At 73.4% G+C, this 18,361-nt stretch carries 13 protein-coding genes; 7 read left to right on the plus strand and 6 right to left on the minus strand.

Going from position 1 to position 18,361, the window contains the following annotated elements; translation table 11 throughout:
• Positions 1–158: 158 nt before the first annotated feature.
• Genes ACIRB4_RS23295 through ACIRB4_RS23305 form a run of 3 tightly spaced genes read right to left on the minus strand, consistent with a single transcriptional unit; the run spans position 159 to position 4,577 of the window.
• The gene (locus ACIRB4_RS23295) at positions 159–1,154 is read right to left on the minus strand and encodes a serine/threonine-protein kinase (protein WP_403294031.1); all 996 of its coding nucleotides are present in this window, start codon (positions 1,152–1,154) and stop codon (positions 159–161) included.
• Entirely contained in the window at positions 1,154–1,843 is a 690-nt protein-coding gene (locus ACIRB4_RS23300; RefSeq protein WP_403294033.1) for a hypothetical protein, read from the minus strand. The genes ACIRB4_RS23295 and ACIRB4_RS23300 overlap by 1 nt, the downstream gene beginning before the upstream one ends.
• Positions 1,844–1,877: 34 nt before the next feature.
• A complete protein-coding gene (locus ACIRB4_RS23305) occupies positions 1,878–4,577 on the minus strand; it encodes an FHA domain-containing protein (protein ID WP_403294036.1) in 2,700 nt (899 codons plus the stop codon).
• 89 nt (positions 4,578–4,666) lie between these two features.
• On the opposite strand from ACIRB4_RS23305, the gene ACIRB4_RS23310 reads away from it, so the two are divergent.
• From ACIRB4_RS23310 to ACIRB4_RS23320, 3 genes are all read left to right on the plus strand, one after another.
• Positions 4,667–5,293 carry a TetR/AcrR family transcriptional regulator gene (locus tag ACIRB4_RS23310; protein WP_403294037.1) on the plus strand — a complete coding sequence of 209 codons (627 nt, stop codon included), beginning with the start codon at positions 4,667–4,669 and terminating at the stop codon, positions 5,291–5,293.
• Between the two features lie 166 nt (positions 5,294–5,459).
• A complete protein-coding gene (locus ACIRB4_RS23315; protein ID WP_403294039.1) occupies positions 5,460–6,131 on the plus strand; it encodes a ThuA domain-containing protein in 672 nt (223 codons plus the stop codon).
• 138 nt (positions 6,132–6,269) lie between these two features.
• Positions 6,270–7,661, plus strand: a complete 1,392-nt coding sequence (locus tag ACIRB4_RS23320) for an NADP-dependent succinic semialdehyde dehydrogenase (protein ID WP_403294040.1) — start codon at positions 6,270–6,272, stop codon at positions 7,659–7,661.
• Between the two features lie 57 nt (positions 7,662–7,718).
• Here the strand turns inward: ACIRB4_RS23320 and ACIRB4_RS23325 are convergent, their stop codons facing one another.
• The gene (locus ACIRB4_RS23325; protein WP_403294041.1) at positions 7,719–8,738 is read right to left on the minus strand and encodes a PHP domain-containing protein; all 1,020 of its coding nucleotides are present in this window, start codon (positions 8,736–8,738) and stop codon (positions 7,719–7,721) included.
• A 48-nt stretch (positions 8,739–8,786) separates the two neighbouring features.
• Positions 8,787–10,865, minus strand: a complete 2,079-nt coding sequence (locus ACIRB4_RS23330; RefSeq protein ID WP_403294042.1) for a SpoIIE family protein phosphatase — start codon at positions 10,863–10,865, stop codon at positions 8,787–8,789.
• Between the two features lie 255 nt (positions 10,866–11,120).
• Between ACIRB4_RS23330 and ACIRB4_RS23335 the strand changes: the two genes are divergently transcribed.
• Positions 11,121–14,480: an ATP-binding protein gene (locus ACIRB4_RS23335; RefSeq protein WP_403294043.1), complete on the plus strand. Its 3,360-nt coding sequence runs from the start codon at positions 11,121–11,123 to the stop codon at positions 14,478–14,480.
• 8 nt (positions 14,481–14,488) lie between these two features.
• Positions 14,489–14,689, plus strand: coding sequence for a hypothetical protein (locus ACIRB4_RS23340; protein WP_356892300.1), 201 nt, complete (start codon positions 14,489–14,491; stop codon positions 14,687–14,689).
• 165 nt (positions 14,690–14,854) lie between these two features.
• Here ACIRB4_RS23340 and ACIRB4_RS23345 read toward each other — a convergent pair whose 3' ends face one another.
• On the minus strand, positions 14,855–15,310 hold the full coding sequence (locus ACIRB4_RS23345) for an Lrp/AsnC family transcriptional regulator (protein ID WP_356892302.1): 456 nt from the start codon (positions 15,308–15,310) through the stop codon (positions 14,855–14,857).
• A gap of 153 nt (positions 15,311–15,463) precedes the next feature.
• On the opposite strand from ACIRB4_RS23345, the gene ACIRB4_RS23350 reads away from it, so the two are divergent.
• The gene (locus tag ACIRB4_RS23350; protein ID WP_403294046.1) at positions 15,464–16,543 is read left to right on the plus strand and encodes an asparaginase; all 1,080 of its coding nucleotides are present in this window, start codon (positions 15,464–15,466) and stop codon (positions 16,541–16,543) included.
• A 291-nt stretch (positions 16,544–16,834) separates the two neighbouring features.
• Positions 16,835–18,271, plus strand: a complete 1,437-nt coding sequence (locus ACIRB4_RS23355) for an aspartate ammonia-lyase (protein WP_403294047.1) — start codon at positions 16,835–16,837, stop codon at positions 18,269–18,271.
• Positions 18,272–18,361 lie beyond the last annotated feature (90 nt).

Genomic DNA, 18,361 nt, shown 5'->3' on the forward strand with positions numbered 1-18,361 from the left:
AATCCACACCGAACCCGGAAGGCCCTCACCCATTCAAGATCCCTCAGCCGAGACCTGCATCACCCGTCCACAACCTCCCGGGACAGAACACCTAGACCGAGGACAAGCCCTAGACCGAGGGCGCCAAGCCTTCGAGGAACCCCGCCGACCCCGCCCCGCTAGAAGCGCTCCCTGAACACCGGCCGCGCCCACTTCGGCGGCTCCGGCGGAGTCTCGGGCGGGCGCGGGCCGTGCGTCTCCTCCTGGTGTACGGGCCCGGGACCGCCGGCCCGCCGCAGGGACGCCCGTAGCTCGGCCACGAACTCCAGGCACGTCCCGTACCGCTCCTCCGGCGTCTTCGCTAGCGCCTTCGCGAGCACCGCGTCGGCCTCCTCCGGAAGCCCCGGCCGCTCCGCGGACAGCGGTGGCGGCGGATCGTACTGATGGGCCCAGAGCAGCGCCATGTCGTCGTCCCTGCGGAACGGCGGCACGCCCGTCAAGGTCTCGAACACCACACACGCCAGGCTGTACACGTCGCACCGGCCGTCCACCGGCTTCCCCGAGATCTGCTCGGGCGCCACGTAGTCGAGCGTGCCCACGAACTGCCCGACCGTCGTCAGACCGGTCAACGACAGCGACTTCTTCGTCAGACCGAAGTCGGTGAGGTACACATGCTCCGGATGGTCCCGGTCGGTCCCCTCGGCGACCAGGATGTTCCCCGGCTTCACATCGCGGTGCACCAGGTCGTGCGCGTGCGCCGCGTCCAGCGCCGAAGCCACCTGTACGGCGATCCGCCCGGCCTTCGCCGACGGCAGCGCGCCCTCGCGGTCCAGGAGCGCCCGCAGGTCCTGCCCGGCGACGTACCGCATCGCGATGTACAGCACGCCTTCCGTCTCGCCCGCCTCGAAGACGGGCACGATGTGCGGATGGTCGATCGCGGCGGCCACCCGCGACTCGTGCGCGAACCTCTTGCGGAAGGTGTCGTTGCGGGCGAGTTCGGGCGCCAGAAGCTTGAGCGCCACGGTCCGCTCCAGTCTCACGTCCCGCGCCCGGTACACGACCGCCATCCCGCCGCGCCCGATCTCGCCCAGCACCTCGTAGCCGGCGATCCGCTTGCCGATGAGCCCCGACTCGCGGCCGGCGGGCAGGTCCGTGTCGCGGGTGGCCCCGGCCATCAGTTCTCGTCCTCACCCGGCATCGAGAACCGGTCCACCACCTGCGTGGGCGGCGGACCGGCGGGCTCCGCCGCCCGCTGCCCGCCCTCCTGCTCGATCCGCGGCACCACCTGGGTCGGATCGTGCCCTGCGGCCGCGGGGCGTGGCTCCCCGGCCGGGAAGGACGAGACCACCGACGGCGCGGCCGAGGCCGCGTACGTGCCGAGAACGGTCCCGTCGCAGTACACCCACCGCTCGTGCTCGGCGTCGTACAGCCAGAGCGACTCGCCGTCGACCACCATGCCCACCCGCAGTCCGCGCGTACGGCGCCGGAACGACTCACCGTCGACGCGCCCGGCCGCCAGCTCCTCCGCCGCCCGCCGGTAGCGGCCGAGCGACTCCTCGACGCGGGCGATCAGCGGCCGGGGGTCCGCCGTCCTGGCGAGCGGCCGGCGGGCCGCCGGGGGATCCACGGGCACGGAGACAAGCAGCCGGGCGTCGACCCAGGCGGACCAGCCGTTGGAGCACACGATCCGTCCCCAGTCGCCGAGCCGCTCCGCCAGCTCCACCGGCAGGAACGGGTCGAGCGGCTCCGTCGGCAGCCCCGGATCGGGCGCCTCCCAGGCGGGCAGCCCGTCGCGCGGCACGACATGCGTCGGCCGGAAGTCGGAGACGTACTCCGGCACCGGGGGAGTGACCGTGAACCCCATGCGCCACCTGCCTTTCCGAAGCGTTCGAGAAGGGCTACTTCCGCATGATCACCGGCTCGCGGCGGCGCAGCAGCCGGGCGACGACGAACCCCAGGACGAGACAGAGCACCACCAGCATTCCCATGTCGAACACCCACGCGCCCAGGGTGTGGTCGAGCAGCGGATCGGACGTCTTCTCGCTCGGTGCGGTCCGCCCGATGTCGATCGTCGCGCCCATCGCGGCGAACGCCCACCGCGCCGGCACCAGCCACGCCAGCTGCTCCAGGACGAGCGATCCGTGCACGGTCAGCAGCGCCCCGCAGAACACCACCTGCACGATGGCGAGCAGCACGAGCAGCGGCATGGTCACCTCCTCCTTGCGCACCAGGGCGGAGACGAACAGACCGAGCATCATCGCGGTGAAGGAGAGCAGCGCCACCGCCAGCGTCAGCTCCACCAGCGGCGGGAACAGCACACCCTTGCCGTCCGGCACGTTCAGCGGCACACCGATCAGCGCGACCAGGGTGAGCACCACCGCCTGCACGACCGTGATCAGACCCAGGACGATGACCTTCGACAGGAGGTACGCGGAACGCGACAGGCCGACGGCTCTCTCCCGGCGGTAGATCGTGCGCTCCTTGACCAGCTCGCGCACCGCGTTGGCCGCTCCCGTGAGCACCCCGCCGACACAGAGGATGAGCAGCACGTTCATCGTGGACTCGGGGTTGAGGCTGCCCTCGGACAGCGCCCGGGCCATCGCCCCCATCACGAACGGCAGGGCGACCATGATGGCCAGGAACGTGCGGTCGGCGCTGAGCGCGGCCGCGTAGCGGCGTATCAGGGTCCGGAGCTGGGCGCCCCAGCTCTGCGCCTTCGGTGGCGGGCCGGGCTCCGGCGGGGCGCCGGAGCGGGGCAGGGCGGTCCGGTCCATCACGTCGGAGACGTAGCGGCGGTGGAGGTGCGAGGAGCTGTACCGCCCCGCCCAGTCACGGTCGCGCTCGTTCTCGAACGCCTCGAACGCCTCCGGCCACTGCTCGTAGCCGAAGAAGCCGAGGCTCTCGCCGGGCGGCCCGTAGTAGGCGACCCGGCCGCCGGGCGCGAGCACGAGCAGCCGGTCGCAGACGTCCAGGCTCAGCACGCTGTGCGTGACGACGATGACCGTACGGCCGTCGTCGGCGAGCCCGCGCAGCATGTGCATCACCGAGCGGTCCATGCCCGGGTCGAGGCCGGACGTCGGCTCGTCGAGGAAGAGGAGCGAGGGCTTGGTGAGCAGCTCCAGGGCCACGCTGACCCGTTTGCGCTGGCCGCCGGAGAGACTGTGGATGGGCTGGTCCGCCCGCTCGGCCAGACCGAGTTCCCCGATGACCTCCTCGACCCGCGCCCGGCGTTCGGCCCGCGCGGTGTCCTCGGGGAAGCGCAGCTCGGCGGCGTAGCCGAGGGCCCTGCGGACGGTGAGCTGCAGGTGCAGGATGTCGTCCTGCGGGACGAGTCCGATGCGCTGGCGCAGCTCGGCGTAGTCGCGGTAGAGGTCCCGGCCGTCGTACAGGACCGTGCCGCGGTCGGCGGGCCGCTGACCGGTGAGCGCGCCGAGGAGGGTGGACTTGCCCGCGCCGGAGGGCCCGACCACGGCCAGCAGGCACTTCTGTCCGACCGGGAAGGAGACCCCGTCGAGGAGGGTCTTGCGCCCGTGGTCGACGGTGACGGCGAGATCCTGCACGTCGAGGGAGACCTCGCCGGTGTCCGTGAACTCGACGAGCTTGTCCCCGATGAGGCAGAAGGCGGCGTGCCCGATGCCGACGATGTCGTCCGGGGTCACCCGGGCGTCGACGACGGGAGCGCCGTTGAGGAAGGTGCCGTTGTGACTGCCGACGTCGTGGATCCAGTACGTGCCGTCCGCGCGGGCGCGCAGCTCGGCGTGGTGGCGGGAGACGACCAGGTCGTCGATGACGAGGTCGTTGTCGGGGGCGCGGCCGATCCGTACGGTCCGGGTGGGGAGGGGACGGACGGACGTCGGCTGCCGGAACGTTCCGGTGGCGGCGGGGTGCGAGACGGACGAGGGCCGGGGCGGTGTCCGCGGCGGCGCGGGCGCGGGCGGCTCGGGGGCCGGCACCGGCGGGGGTACGGGCGACGGATGCGGCCCCGGTCCCGGCGGCCCGGGCGGCGGTGGCTCGGCCTCGCGAGCGGGGGGCTGGGGCTCGCGTACGGGCGGCGGAGGCTCGCGCCCGGGGGCCGGAGGGCCGGCTTCCTGCACGGGCGGCGGGGGCTCGGGGGCGCGTACGGGGGGCGGTGGCTCGGGGGCGCGTACGGGGGGCGGTGGCTCGGGTTGGCGTACGGGCGGCGGTGGCTCGGGGTCGCGTACGGGGGGTGGCGGCTCCGGCTCCCGTACCGGCCTCGGGGGTGCCGGCTCACGTACCGGCGCCGCGCCGGAGGAGCCGGCGGAGAGGACGGCGCGGGGGCCGTCGCCGGGGTGGGCGAACCGGATGACCGTGCCGGGGCCGACCTCGCGTAGCGCGCGGACGCGGCGGCTGTCCGCGAACGTGCCGTTCGTACTGCCCTCGTCCTCCAGCGTCCAGTGGCCGCCCTCCGCCCGCAGCACCGCGTGGTGCCACGACGCCCGGGCGTCCGCGAGCACGATGTCACTGGTGGGGTCGCGCCCGATGCGGTAGACCCGGCTTGGACTCATCACTGTCGCGTCCCCGTCGATCTCGAGGACCAGCTCGGGTGCGGCGGCGGGCACGACGGGCCGCTCTCCCATGCGTGAATCTTATCCTCCGGAGCCGCTCCGTGCCTGGGCGAGGCGCCGGTATCGTGGGCGGGTCGATCGTGGACAAGGAGGGCCCACCCGTGCCGAAGGGTGTCACCAAGCGTCGGCCCAGGACCCGGGCCGCCCTGCTGAAAGCGGCTCTGGAGACCTTCGCCGAGCACGGTTTCCACGCCACCACCATCGAGCAGATCTGCGAGCGCGCCGGCTACACCCGGGGTGCGTACTACTCGAACTTCGCGAGCAAGGAAGAGCTCTTCCTCGCCCTCTTCGACGAGCACAGCGAGCGGACCGTGCGCCGGCTGGCGGAGGCGGTCGACGCGCTCGCCGCCGAGGAGTACACCCTGGAGCGGGTGGCCGAACTCGCCTCACGCGTCGAGCCCGACGAGCGGGACTGGTACCTGATCAGTACGGAGTTCACCCTGCACGCCATCCGCGATCCGCAGGCGGCCTGGGTTCTCGCCCGCCACGACGCGCGGCTGCGGGCCGAGATCGCCCGCGGCCTTAAGGACGTGCTGCGCCGGGCGGGACGCGAACTGACCGTGGACGCCGACCGGTTCGCCCGCGTCCTGATCGCCCTGCGCGAGGGCGGACTCGCGCAGAGCTACGTCGAGCCCGAGGAGGTACCGCCGGGCAGCCTCGAACGGGACTTCCTCGCCCCGCTGTTGGAGGCGACGACGCGCACCACGCAGGAGAACGACAGGACGTGAGCGAGTCCGTCACCGGCTCGGAGGGCACGGTGCCGCCGTCCTGATCCGCGCGCGGCGCGAGGAGGGTGGACGGGCCTTGCGGAGGGAGAGGGAGCTGGTTACGGTCCTCCACACCGGAGAAAGCGCTTACTCCCTGCTTGCTGCCTCGTGCCCAGGAGCCTGCCTCGTGCCGACAACGGACGTCCTCGTCTACACCCGCACAGCGGGCTACCGCCATGACTCCATTCCGGCCGGCGCGGCCGCCCTCGGGGAACTGGCCCGCGCCGCGGGGTTCGCCGCGGAGCTGACGGAGGACCCGTCGGTGTTCACTCCGGCGCGCCTGGAGCGGTGCGCGGCCGTGGTCTTCCTGTCGACGACCGGCACGGTCCTGACCCCGGAGGCCCGTACGGCCTTCGAGACGTACCTCCGAGGCGGCGGGGGCTTCCTCGCGATCCACGCGGCGGCCAACGCCGAACCGGACTGGCCCTTCTACGGGGACCTCCTCGGCACCCGGTTCGCCGGCCACCCGGAGATCCAGCCGGGCGTCGTGTGCGCGGAGACCCACGACCACCCGGCCATGGCCGCGCCGCCCACGCGGTGGGCGTGGACGGACGAGTGGTACAACTTCACGTCGAACCCGCGAGGAGCGGGCGTACGCGTCCTGGCGACGGCGGACGAATCCACGTACCGAGGCGGCACACTGGGCGCGGACCACCCCCTGGTGTGGTGCCGTGAAGTGGGCCGCGGCCGCGTCTTCTTCACGGCGCTGGGCCACGCCGCCGAGGCGTACGAGGACGACACCTTCCGCGCCCACCTCTCCGGAGCGCTCACCTGGACGACGGTCGCCCGCCACCCCTGACGCCCCGCCCGTCACCTCTGACGGCCACGCCCGACACTCCTGACCGCCCCGCCCTTCACCCCCGCGCACCGCCCCCGATTGCGTCACGCCTCCGCACGCGGGAGGGTTCCCGTGGGGAGGACGGCAGGAGGAGACGACATGGGTATCGCCACCGTGAATCCCACGACGGGCGAAACACTGCGCACCTACGACACCCACGGGCACGAGGAGGTCGAACGCCGCGTCGCCGCCGCGTACGACACGTTCCGGCACTACCGCACCACCTCCTTCTCCGAGCGCGCCCGGCTGATGCGCCGGGCCGCCGATCTGCTCGACGAGGACGCCGAGGACGTCGCCCACACGATGACGACCGAGATGGGCAAGCCGATCGCCGCCGCCCGTGCCGAGGCGGCGAAGTGCACCAAGGCCATGCGCTGGTACGCCGATCACGCCGAGGAGCTCCTCGCCGACGAGCATCCGGCCGAGGCCGACGTCCGCGACTCCGGCGCCGACTCCGCCCGTGTCCACTACCGGCCGCTCGGCACGATCCTCGCCGTGATGCCGTGGAACTTCCCGCTGTGGCAGGTGATCCGGTTCGCCGCGCCCGCGCTGATGGCCGGCAACACCGGCCTCCTCAAGCACGCCTCCAACGTCCCCAGGACCGCCCTCTACCTCGGTGACCTCTTCCGCCGCGCCGGCTTCCCCGAGGGCTGCTTCCAGACCCTGCTCATCGGCTCCGGCTCCGTCGAGGCCGTCCTGCGCGACCACCGGATCGCCGCGGCCACGCTGACCGGCAGCGAGCCGGCGGGCCGCTCGGTCGCCGCGATCGCGGGGGACGAGGTCAAGAAGACCGTCCTGGAGCTCGGCGGCAGCGACCCGTACATCGTCATGCCCTCCGCCGACCTGACGCGGGCCGTGAAGACCGCCGTCACCGCGCGCGTGCAGAACAACGGCCAGTCGTGCATCGCCGCCAAACGGTTCATCGTCCACCAGGACGTCTACGACCACTTCGCCGAACGGTTCACCGCCGCCATGGAGGCCCTGGTCGTCGGCGACCCGCTCGACGAGTCCACCGACGTCGGCCCCCTCGCCACCGAGCAGGGCCGCGACGGCCTGGAGGAGCTGGTCGACGACGCCGTACGGAAGGGCGCCACGGTCCTGTGCGGCGGCGGCCGCCCCGAGGACCGGCCGCGCGGCTGGTTCTACCGCCCCACGGTGCTCACCGGCATCACCCCGGAGATGCGCATCCACCAGGAGGAGGCGTTCGGCCCGGTCGCCACCCTCTATCCCGTGACCGACATCGAGGAGGCCGTCGCCGTCGCCAACGACTCGCCGTTCGGACTCAGTTCGAACGTCTGGACGCGCGACGACGAGGACATCGCGTTCTTCGTGCGCGACCTCCAGGCCGGCGGCGTCTTCGTCAACGGCATGACCGCCTCGCACCCGGCGCTTCCGTTCGGCGGCGTGAAGCGCTCCGGTTACGGCCGTGAGCTCTCCGGCCACGGAATCCGCGAGTTCTGCAATGCGACCACGGTCTGGCAGCGCTCCTGATCTTGGTGGCGCGCGCGCCTGACGACTCCCGGCGCGATCCCGAACGGCTCGGGCCCCTCATTCCCCTCGGGTCCAGGCCAGCAGCTCCTCCGCCGACCAGGTGTTGATGACCCGCTCCACCGGGACCCCGCACTCCTCCGCCCGCGCGCACCCGAAGATCTGCCACTCCAACTGCCCCGGCGCATGGGCGTCCGTGTCCACGGCGAAGTGGACGCCCGCCTCCACCGCCAGCCGCAGCAGCCTCCGCGGCGGGTCGAGGCGCTCCGGACGGCTGTTGATCTCCACCGCCGTCCGGGACTCGGCGCACGCGGCGAAGATCCGCTCCGCGTCGAACGTCGACTCCGGCCGCTGCCGCCCTCCGCTCACCAGCCGGCCCGTGCAGTGCCCCAGAACGTCCATGAGCGGATTGCGTACCGCCTTCTCCATCCTCCGCGTCATCGCGGGCGCGGCCATCCGCAGCTTCGAGTGCACCGAGCCGACCACCACGTCGAGCCGTTCGAGGAGCTCCGGTTCCTGGTCGAGCGAGCCGTCCACCAGGATGTCGCACTCGATCCCGGTCAGCAGCCGGAAGGGAGCCCACTCCTCGTTCAGCCGGGCCACCACGTCCAGTTGCTCGCGCAGCCGCTCGGGCGACAGGCCCCGCGCCACCGTGAGCCGCGGCGAGTGATCGGTGAGGACGGCCCAGTCGTGGCCGAGCGCCGCCGCCGTACGCCCCATGTCCTCGATCGTGCTGCCACCGTCCGACCAGTCGGAGTGCAGATGGCAGTCGCCGCGCAGCGCCGCCCGCAGCGTCTCGCCGCCGCCGGCCGACGGGACGGAGCCGGAGACCTCCTCCTCCAGACGCGCCAGATAGGCGGGCACCTGCCCCGCCAGCGCCTCACGCACCACCGCCGCCGTCTTCGGCCCGATGCCCTTGACCGACTCCAGCGTGCCGGCGGCAGCGCGGCTCGCCGCCTCGCCGTCCGCCATCGCCGCGACGGCCGCCGAGGCGGTGCGGAAGGCACGCACACGGTACGAGGGCGCCTGCGAGCGCTCCAGCAGAAAGGCGATCCGGTCCAGCGCCGCCACGGGATCCATCGTGTACCTCCTCCGTCCCCGCTCGTTCCGCCCCTTCACGGGGGCGGGTCAGCCCGGCGACTTCGCCGCCGGCGTGGGCCCCGGTCCGATCTCGCACCACACCGCCTTGCCCTCGCCGCGCGGCTCCACCCCCCACCGGGACGCCAGCGCGTCGAGCAGCAGCAGCCCGCGCCCCGAGGTCGCCGCCTCGCCCGGCGTACGCCGACGGGGCCACGCGCTCGAACGGTCCTGCACCGACAGACGCACCCGCCGCACCGGCTCGGGCAGCACCTCGAGCGTGAGCACAGCGCCTCCCTCCGTGTGCAGCAGCACGTTGACCAGCAGCTCCCCGGTCAAAAGCTCGGCATCGTCGGCCAGTTCGTCCATGTTCCAGTCGCGCAGCGCCTGGCTCACCGCCGCCCGCGCGTCCGAGAGGCCCTGTGGATCGGCCTGGTGGATGTACTGGTGGATGCGCGGGGCCCGTGGCGTACCCGGGTCGGGGCTGCGCCGCAGTACCAGCAGCGCCACGTCGTCCCCCGAGCCCCATCGTTCCCACAGGCGCTCGGAGAGGTGGTCCGCGAGCGCCTCCGCCTGCGGCGGTCCGCTCCTCATGGCCTCGGCGAGCGCCGTGACACCTGTCTCGATGTCGGAGCCCGGCTGTTCCACCAGCCCGTCCGTGTACAGCACCAGCGTCTCGCCCGGTACGAGATCGAGCCGGGTCTCCGGGAACTCCTCGTCCCCGAACACGGTCGCAAGCCCGAGCGGCAGGCCGCCGCGCAGTTTCGGATGCCCGACCCGGCCGTCGGTGTGCCGGATCAGCGGCCCGAGGTGCCCGGCCCGCACGGCGCGTACGGTGCCGCCGGTCAGGTCCACCTGGGCGTAGGTGCAGGTCGCGAACCGATTGGTGTCGAGCTCGGCGAGGAAGCGGGAGGCCCGGGCCAGCACGGTCGAGGGGGCGTGGCCCTCACCCGCGTACGCCCGCAGCGCGATCCGCAACTGGCCCATGATGGCGGCCGCGTGGGTGTCGTGGCCCTGGACGTCGCCCACCACGATGCCGACCCGGCCGCGCGGCAGCGGGATGACGTCGTACCAGTCGCCGCCGACCTGCCGCCCGCTCCACGCCGCGTGGTAGCGGACGGCGATCTCGCCGCCGGTGATCTCCGGGATGCGGCGGGGCAGCATCGTCTCCTGCAGCCCGGTGGCGAGCTCACGCTCCTCGTCGAAGAGAAGGGCGCGCTGGAGGGACTGGGCGACGATCGCGGCGAGGCCGAGCGCGAGATTGCGCTCGTCGGCGTTGAAGGAGGTACGGCCCCGGTAGAACAGCGCCATGCCGCCGAGCGAGCGGGCCTGGGCGACCAGGGGCAGATAGCAGGCGGCCTTGAACCTCAGCTGGCCGACGTACGGCGCGAGCTCGGGGAAGTCCCGCCCGAGGGTGGGGAACGAGGACACGAACCGTGGCCGCCCGCTCAGCACGGCGTCGGCCAGCGGCAGCCCCCGGTCGAGACGGCGGGAACGGAAGTCGTTCAGGACGTCCAGGGACTCCCCGCTGAGCGCGATGATGTTGAGCGAACCGTTCTCCACCAGCCCGAGCGCGAGGCCGTCCGCCCCGAGCCGGGCGAGCCCGCCGGGCCCGGTCAGGGCGGCCGTGACGTCGTCGACGGTCACCGCCCGGGACAGGGCGTGCGTGGTCCGCTCGACGATGCTGGTCTGCACCGCGCGGCGCTTCTCCAGCTCCAGGACGAAGGCGGAGTGGGTGACCTCGGCGGTGGTGTCCCGCACGATGCCGACGATCCGGTGCGCCAGCCCGTCCGCCTGCCGCAGGATCCGCGCCTGTACGTGCGTCCACTGGGGTGTTCCGTCGTCCCGCTCGATCCTGAATTGGGCGGTGTACGAGGACTGGCCGCTGGTGATCGCATGCCGGATCACCGCGTCGAGATCGCCTCGCTCCTCGGGGGCGAGCCGCTGGACGAGCGAGGCGGGCCGCCCGTCGAACCGGTCCGGTTCCAGCCCGAAGACCAGCAGCCCGGCCTCGTCGACATCGATGGTGCCCGTGTCGAGATCCCAGTCGAAGCTGCCGGTGCGATTCATGGCGAGCCGCTCGGTCGGCCCGATCTCGCCACTGCGGGTGCGCCGGTCGTCGTCGGTCATCCTCCCCATTGTCGAACCCGGGTCCCCCCGACGCCATGGCGGCGACACGGCGCGCCGCGGGAGTTTTGACGGGTGCGGTGCTGGTGCTTGCGGGTGCCGGTGCGGGTGCGGCGCTCTGGCCGGCAGGAGCGGGAAGAAGCGGGCAGGAGCGGGCAGGAGCCTGGCGGACGGTACGGGGGCGAACCCGAGGGAGCGGAGTCGGCCCCCCGGCTGGAGAGCGGAGTCGGTACCGCCGCGGGGGAGAATGGGCTGGTGATGCCGTCCTACCGCGTTCTCGGTCCCAGCCAGGCCCTCCGGGCGGACGGCGGTGAGGCCGTCATCGGAGGCGCCCGGCTCCGGTCCCTGGTGGCCGCTCTGGCCGCCGCGGTCGGCCGTGGCGTCGGCACGGGCGAGCTGGTCGCCCGGATCTGGCCGGACACGCCGCCCCAGGACGGTACGGCGGCGCTGCAGGCCCTCGTGGGACGGCTGCGCCGGACCCTGGGGCGGGAGGCCGTGGTGTCGACACCCGGCGGGTACCGTCTCGCCGCCGCCCCGGACGACGTGGACCTGTACCTGTTCGAGCGGCTGGCCGCCGACGGGGCCGCCGCGCTCGGGGCGGGGGAGGCGGAGAAGGCGGCCCGGCTCCTCGACGAGGCGCTCGCCCTGTGGCGGGGGCCGGCGCTCGCCGACCTGCCGGGCCGGGACGACGACCCGCTGGTCGTCCGGACCGAGCAGCGGCACACGCAGGCGCGCCGCGACCGCCTCGCCGCCGACGTGGCCCTCGGCCGGGCCCGGTCCGCCCTCGCCCCTCTGGCCGCCCTCGCCGCCGAGCACCCGCTCGACGAGACCGTTCAGGCCCTGCGTATCCGGGCGCTGCGCGCGGCAGGCCGCGCGGCCGAGGCGCTCCAGGCGTACGACGAGGTCCGTACGGTTCTCGCGGAACGCCTGGGCACCGACCCGGGCCCCGAACTGCGGGAGCTCCACGCGCGGCTGCTCGCCGGTGACGGCGCCGCCGGCCCCGAGCTCGCCCCTCGGCGTCCACTCCTTCCCGCCCGGCTCACCTCCTTCATCGGCCGCGAGAGGGAACTCGCCGCCCTGACCGACGACTTGGCGCACCGAAGGCTCGTCACTCTGCTCGGTCCCGGAGGCGTGGGGAAGACCCGGCTCGCCCTGGAGGCGGCCCAGGCCCAAGGGCGGCCGGAGGAGGTACGGGTCGCCGAACTCGCCTCCGTACGCGAGGGGGCGGACGTTCCCGAGGCCGTGCTGACCGCGCTGGGCGCGCGCGAGACGCAGATGTGGAACGGGGCGGCGGCCGTGGAGACGACCGCGCGCGACCCGCTCGGGCGGCTCGTCGAGCACTGCGCCGCCAGGCGGATGCTCCTCCTGCTCGACAACTGCGAGCATGTCGTGGACGCGGTGGCGGGCCTGGTGGAGCACCTGTTGGCGCGGTGCCCCGGCGTGACGGTGCTCGCGACGGGCCGCGAACCCCTCGGCGTACCGGGGGAGACGGTGCGGCCGGTGGAGCCGCTGACGCCGGACAGCGCCCTGCGGTTGCTGGCGGCGCGGGGCCGGGACGCCCGGCCGGGGTTCGCTCCCGAGGACGATCCCGAGGCGTGCGCGGAGATCTGCAGGCGTCTCGACGGTCTGCCGCTCGCGATCGAACTCGCGGCGGCGCGACTACGGCTCCTGACCCCTCGTCAGATCGTGGACCGGCTCGACGACCGCTTCCGTCTGCTCACCTCGGGCGCCCGCACGGTCCTGCCCCGTCAACAGACCCTCCGCGCGGTCGTCGACTGGTCCTGGGACCTCCTCGACGAGCCGGAACGCGCCGTGCTGCGCCGCCTGTCCGTCTTCACGGGCGGCTGCGACCTCGAAGCGGTGGAGGCGGTGTGCGCGAGCCCCGACACGCGCCACGACCGCGACGACCGCTTGGGCGCCGACGACCTCGACGTCCTCGGCCTGCTCGGTTCCCTCGTCGACAAGTCGCTCGTCGTCGCCGCGCCCGCCGACGGCGGTGCCATGCGCTACCACCTCCTGGAGACGGTCGCCGAGTACGCGGCCGAGCGGCTCGACGAGGCCGGTGACCGGGAGGCCACCGAACGACGCCACCTGGTCCACTACCGGGAGCTCGCCCGCCGCGGCGACGCGCTGCTCCGCGGGCCCGGACAACAGCACTGGCTCCGGTGCTTCGAACGCGAGCACGACAACGTGACCACCGCCCTGCGGACCGCCGTCGCGCTGGGGGAGGAGCAGGAGGCGCTCTGCGTCGTCCTGTCGATGAGCTGGTTCTGGCAGCTCCGTGTCCGCCAGTCCGACGCCCTGACCTGGTCCATGGCGGCCGCCGCCCTCGGCCCCGATCCATTCGCCACGCCGGTGCGTCACGCCGTACCCCTCACCGAGCCCCCCACCGGCGCCCCGCCGCCGTGGAAGGAGGAGCAGCTGTGGGAGGCCCGGCGCGGCTGCCGGCTCGTGGTCCTCGCCTGCGAGGGACCCACCGACCTGGAGCGGCCCGAGACCCGTGAGCGGCTCCGCGCCATCGTCTCCGCCTACCGCCCGGGCATGCCGCAGAACTGTCGCCAGCCGGGCTCCATGTGGTTCTTCGCGCGGCTGATGACGGGCGAGTTCACGAGCCTGGGCGAGACGCTGGAGGCCGCCGTCGACGCCTGCCGTGTCCACGGCGGGGAGTGGGAACTCGCCTTCACGTTCCTGATGCGGGCCAAGTGCCTGGGCAAGCGCCCCGACGACGCCGACCAGGCGCTCACGCTCTTCGAGGCCGTCCAGGACGCGTGGGGCGTCGCCGAGTCCCTCGCCGCCCGAGGCGAGGCGTACGAGCGGGCGGGCCGGCTCGCCGACGCGGCCGCCGACTACGAACGTGCCATGACCGGCGCGGCCCGGCTCGGCGCCCGCACCCAGGTTCCCGTCTTCAAGGCCCGGCTCGCCGACGTACGGCTGCGGCTGGCCATCGACGAGGCCGCGCGCTCGGACGCCGAGCGCCTCCTCGTGGCGGCGGCCGAGGAGGCGGGGGAGTGCGGTACGGAGGCGGTGAGCACGGCCCGGCTCCTGCTCGCCCAGTGCTACGGAAGCTCCGGACGGACGGCGCTCGCCCGCGAACAGCTCCGGCTCGCCGAGCAGGAGTTCAGCGAGGCGACCCCCGACCTCTTCACCGGCGCGGTGCGCGGCGTGCGGGGCTGGCTCGACTGCCTGGACGGTGCCTACGAGGAGGCGGCCGGACAGCTCGCCCGCGCCGTCGAGGCGCTGGAGAAACTGGCCTATCTGGTGGCCCCGTATCTCGTGGTCAGCCAGTTCGCGACGGCCGCCTGGTCCCGGGCCGGTCTCGGCACGCCGGGCTCCGCCGAGGACGGGGCACGGCTCCTCGGGGCGTACGACGCCCTGAGTGCCACCGCCGGCGGCGTCGGTTTCCTGCCCCTCACGGCACGGACCGAGGCGTCCGTCAGGGATCGCGCCGAGCGCGCCCTGCGCGCGGTCCTCGACCCGCGGGCCTTCGCGCGGCGGTACGGGGAGGGCGGCCGTCTGCCGTTGAAGGAGGCCGCCGCGCTGGTGCGAGGCTCCGTGCCACCGGGCCCGGATGCGCGACAGGGCACTGGCCAGGACAATGGCCAGTGCCGGAAGAACTAGGAGGCGGCATGAACGCTGAGTCCGAGAAGACATCTCCGGGGGAGAGCCCGACGCCCGACAGCCTTCTGCATGCCGGGTCGGAGGGCGAGTTCACGGCGGAGGACCTGGTCCTCGCCTCCGGTCGTGACGTGAGTCCGAAGAACCTGGCCTGGGCGGAACGCCGTATGGCGGAGAAGGGCCGCGCTTCCCTGGACGAACTCCTTCCCTAGCCTCACCCCGCCTGAGCCGGGACGCTCCCCTCACGCGGCGGGGCGGCCGGCTCAGGCGGGACGCCTGCGGATCACGGCGCGCGACACGGCGCCGCGGATCACGGCGCGCACCGCGGTGCCGCGCCGCCGAGGCGTTCTCGGCGAGGGTTCGTTCTCGGCGAGGGCTCAGCGGGCGATCGGCAGACCCCGGTCCTCCTTGACGCGCTTCATGATGATCTGCGAATTGACCTCGGTCACGCCCGCCAGTGAGGTCAGGCGCTCGATCCACAGCTGCTCGTACGCGGCCAGGTCGGCGACCGCGATACGCAGCAGGCAGCCGGGGCTGCCGAACAGGCGGTAGGCCTCGATGACGTCCGGGATGTCCTGGAGCGCCTCTTCGAACGCCTGGACCGTGTCGCGGTCACGCCGCACCTCGATCGAGACCAGGACCTCGAAGGCGCGGCCCACGGCCTCCGGCGCGATGACGGCGCGGTAGCCCTGGATCACCCCGTCCTGCTCCAGCTGGCGGACCCGGCGCATGCACGCCGAGGCGCTCAGCCCGATCCGCTGGGCGAGCTCCAGATTGGTGAGCCGCCCATCGTCCTGGAGCTCACGCAAGATGCTTCGATCGATCCGGTCCATCACGCAATCATCGCACCGTGCGCAAGCGTCAGCCGAGCGAACTTCGCAATCGCGTTGCGCGGCGACTGTCCTATTGTTTCGGCGACGACGGGCGGCCGAACAGCTGTACGTCTTCTGGACCACCGCACCACGACCCCACCGAGGCAGACTTCCATGACGCGCGACGACCGGACCCGGCGGATCGTTCTCCTCAGCACCGGCGGAACCATCGCCAGTCGCTGGCAAGGCACCGGTTACGCCGCCGACGCGCCCGGCGACGACGTCCTGGCCACCGCCGCGCTCCCCGAGGGCATCGCCGTCGAGGTCGTGGACCTGTTCAACGTCAACAGCTCCCGTATGACCACCCGCCGTCAGCTCACCCTGCTGCGCGCGGTCCACGAGACGCTGGCCGACCCGGGTGTCGACGGGATCGTGATCACGCACGGCACCGACACCCTGGAAGAGACCGCCTTCCTGCTCGACCTCCACCACGACGACCCGCGCCCGGTCGTGCTGACCGGCGCCCAGCGGCCGCTCGGAACCGCCGACGGCGACGGCCCCGGCAACCTCTGCGACGCCCTGCAGGTCGCCGCGAGCGTGCGCGGCCTCGGCGTGCTCATCGCCTTCGACGGCCTCGTCCACGCCGCGCGCGGCACCGTGAAGACCCAGACGCTCACCGTCGACGCCTTCTCGGACCCCTCCGAGCAGCCGCTCGGCAAGGTCGGCTTCAGCCAGGTCCACATCCAGCGCCTGCCCGACCGCTCCACCCCCCTGCCGCTGCCCAAGGCCGCGTACGCGGCCGAGGACGCGCCGGGGGAGCCGTACGAGACCCTGCCGCGCGTCGACATCGTCACCCACCACTCCGACGGCGACCCGCTGCTCCTGAACGCCGCCGTCGCCGCCGGCGCGCAGGGCGTCGTCCTCGTCGCGACCGGTGCGGGGAACGCCACCCCGGAGATAGCCGCCGCCGTCGCCGACGCGGTGGCCCAGGGCGTCCTCGTCGCCGTGACGACCAGGGTCCCCGCCGGCCCCGTCGCCGAGATCTACACCGGGGGCGGAGCGGTCGACCTCGTCGCGGCCGGCGCGCTGCTCACCGGCACGCTCCGGGCGGGCCAGGCGCGCATCGCGCTCCTCTCGGCGATCCTCGCCGAGACGGACCCGGCGCGCCGCGCCGAGGCGCTCCGTCCCCTTCTCGACGGCCCCGTGCGCCCGGAGCCCGCCCTGGCGGCCGGCGGATCCCGCTTCGCGGGCTGACCGCCTGCCTCGCCAGCCGTACGCCCGACTCGCCCGGGCGTACGCCCGACTCGCCCGGGCCCGACACCGCCGGCCCGGGCCGCACCCACCGGCCCAGCCGCCGGGCCGCGCCGCGCCGCGCCGTACCCGCCGCACCCGCCTGCCCCGCCGCACCGACGGACGGCAGCGCGCCGCGCCTTCTCGGTCACCCGCACCCGCCTCCCCGGCGACACGCCCCCTCGGCCCACCCGCACGCCGCGCCCCGCCCGTCGCCCTCCCCACCTCCGCCCACGAGCAAAGGCCGCCCACGCCATGCAGCCCCACCCCTCCCAGTCCCCCTCCCTCGCCGCCGAGCAGACCCCCACGCGCCGCGAACACGACCTGCTGGGCGACCGCGAGGTGCCGGCCGGCGCGTACTGGGGCATCCACACCCTGCGCGCCCTGGAGAACTTCTCGATCACGGGCACCCCGATCTCCACCAACCCGGAGCTCATCGGAGCGCTCGCCGCCGTCAAGGAGGCCGCGGCCCTCGCCAACCAGGAGCTCGGCCTGCTCCCGGCCGTCAAGGCCGACGCGATCGTCGCCGCCTGCCGGGAGATCCGCGCCGGACGCCTCCACGACCAGTTCGTGGTGGACGTGATCCAGGGCGGCGCAGGTACGTCGACGAACATGAACGCCAACGAGGTCGTCGCCAACCGCGCCCTGGAGCTGCTGGGCCACGCCAAGGGTGACTACCACCGTCTCCACCCCAACGAGGACGTCAACCTCGGCCAGTCCACCAACGACGTCTACCCGACCGCGATCCGCGTCGCGACGATCCGGGCGGCCCATGAACTCCTCGGGGCCATGGCCGTCCTCCAGGACGCCTTCGCCGAGAAGGCCATGGAGTTCCGCGACATCGTCAAGATGGGGCGTACGCAGCTTCAGGACGCGGTGCCGATGACGCTCGGTCAGGAGTTCTCCACGTACGCCGTGATGCTGGACGAGGACCGCGACCGGCTCGCGGAGGCCATCGAGCTGATCCACGAGATCAACCTCGGCGCCACCGCCATCGGTACCGGCCTCAACGCCGCGCCCGGCTACGCCGAGACCGCCCGCCGTCACCTCTCCGAGATCACCGGCCTGCCGCTGGTGACCTCGGCCAACCTGGTCGAGGCGACCCAGGACTGCGGCGCGTTCGTCCAGCTCTCCGGCGTGCTCAAGCGGATCGCCGTCAAGCTCTCCAAGACCTGCAACGACCTGCGGCTGCTCTCCTCGGGCCCGCGAGCCGGACTCAACGAGATCAACCTCCCCGCGGTGCAGGCCGGTTCGAGCATCATGCCCGGCAAGGTGAACCCGGTGATCCCCGAGGTCGTCAACCAGGTCGCCTACGAGGTCATCGGCAACGACATGACCATCACCATGGCGGCGGAAGGCGGTCAGCTCCAGCTCAACGCCTTCGAGCCGGTCATCCTGCACGCCCTCTCCCGGAGCATCACCTCGCTCCGCGCGGCCTGCGTCACCCTCGCCGAGCGCTGTGTCTGCGGGATCACCCCCAACGTCGACACCCTGCGTGCCGCCGTGGAGAACTCGATCGGGCTGGCCACCGCCCTCAGCCCGTACCTCGGCTACACCGCCGCCACGGCGATCGCCCGCGAGGCGCTCGCCACCGGCCGTGGCGTCGCCGAACTCACCCTGGAGCAGGGCCTCCTGCCGGCCGAGCGGATCGCCGAACTCCTCACGCCGGAGTACCTCACCGGCACCCGCTGACGCCTCCACGGAGGCCGTGGGAGGGGCCGGGGCTTCCCCATTTATGGAACACGTTCTACCGTGGCGGCCGTCGCGCGCACCGCACCAGGG

This window comes from Streptomyces sp. NPDC093600, assembly GCF_044764755.1.
GTDB lineage: Bacteria > Actinomycetota > Actinomycetes > Streptomycetales > Streptomycetaceae > Streptomyces.

Coding starts and splice junctions, on each gene's coding strand:
- ACIRB4_RS23295 (WP_403294031.1), bottom strand. CDS start 1,154: ATGGCCGGGGCCACCCGCGACACGGACCTGCCCGCCGGCCGCGAGTCG.
- ACIRB4_RS23300 (WP_403294033.1), bottom strand. CDS start 1,843: ATGGGGTTCACGGTCACTCCCCCGGTGCCGGAGTACGTCTCCGACTTC.
- ACIRB4_RS23305 (WP_403294036.1), bottom strand. CDS start 4,577: ATGGGAGAGCGGCCCGTCGTGCCCGCCGCCGCACCCGAGCTGGTCCTC.
- ACIRB4_RS23320 (WP_403294040.1), top strand. CDS start 6,270: ATGGGTATCGCCACCGTGAATCCCACGACGGGCGAAACACTGCGCACC.
- ACIRB4_RS23325 (WP_403294041.1), bottom strand. CDS start 8,738: ATGGATCCCGTGGCGGCGCTGGACCGGATCGCCTTTCTGCTGGAGCGC.
- ACIRB4_RS23330 (WP_403294042.1), bottom strand. CDS start 10,865: ATGACCGACGACGACCGGCGCACCCGCAGTGGCGAGATCGGGCCGACC.
- ACIRB4_RS23335 (WP_403294043.1), top strand. CDS start 11,121: ATGCCGTCCTACCGCGTTCTCGGTCCCAGCCAGGCCCTCCGGGCGGAC.
- ACIRB4_RS23340 (WP_356892300.1), top strand. CDS start 14,489: ATGAACGCTGAGTCCGAGAAGACATCTCCGGGGGAGAGCCCGACGCCC.
- ACIRB4_RS23345 (WP_356892302.1), bottom strand. CDS start 15,310: ATGGACCGGATCGATCGAAGCATCTTGCGTGAGCTCCAGGACGATGGG.
- ACIRB4_RS23350 (WP_403294046.1), top strand. CDS start 15,464: ATGACGCGCGACGACCGGACCCGGCGGATCGTTCTCCTCAGCACCGGC.
- ACIRB4_RS23355 (WP_403294047.1), top strand. CDS start 16,835: ATGCAGCCCCACCCCTCCCAGTCCCCCTCCCTCGCCGCCGAGCAGACC.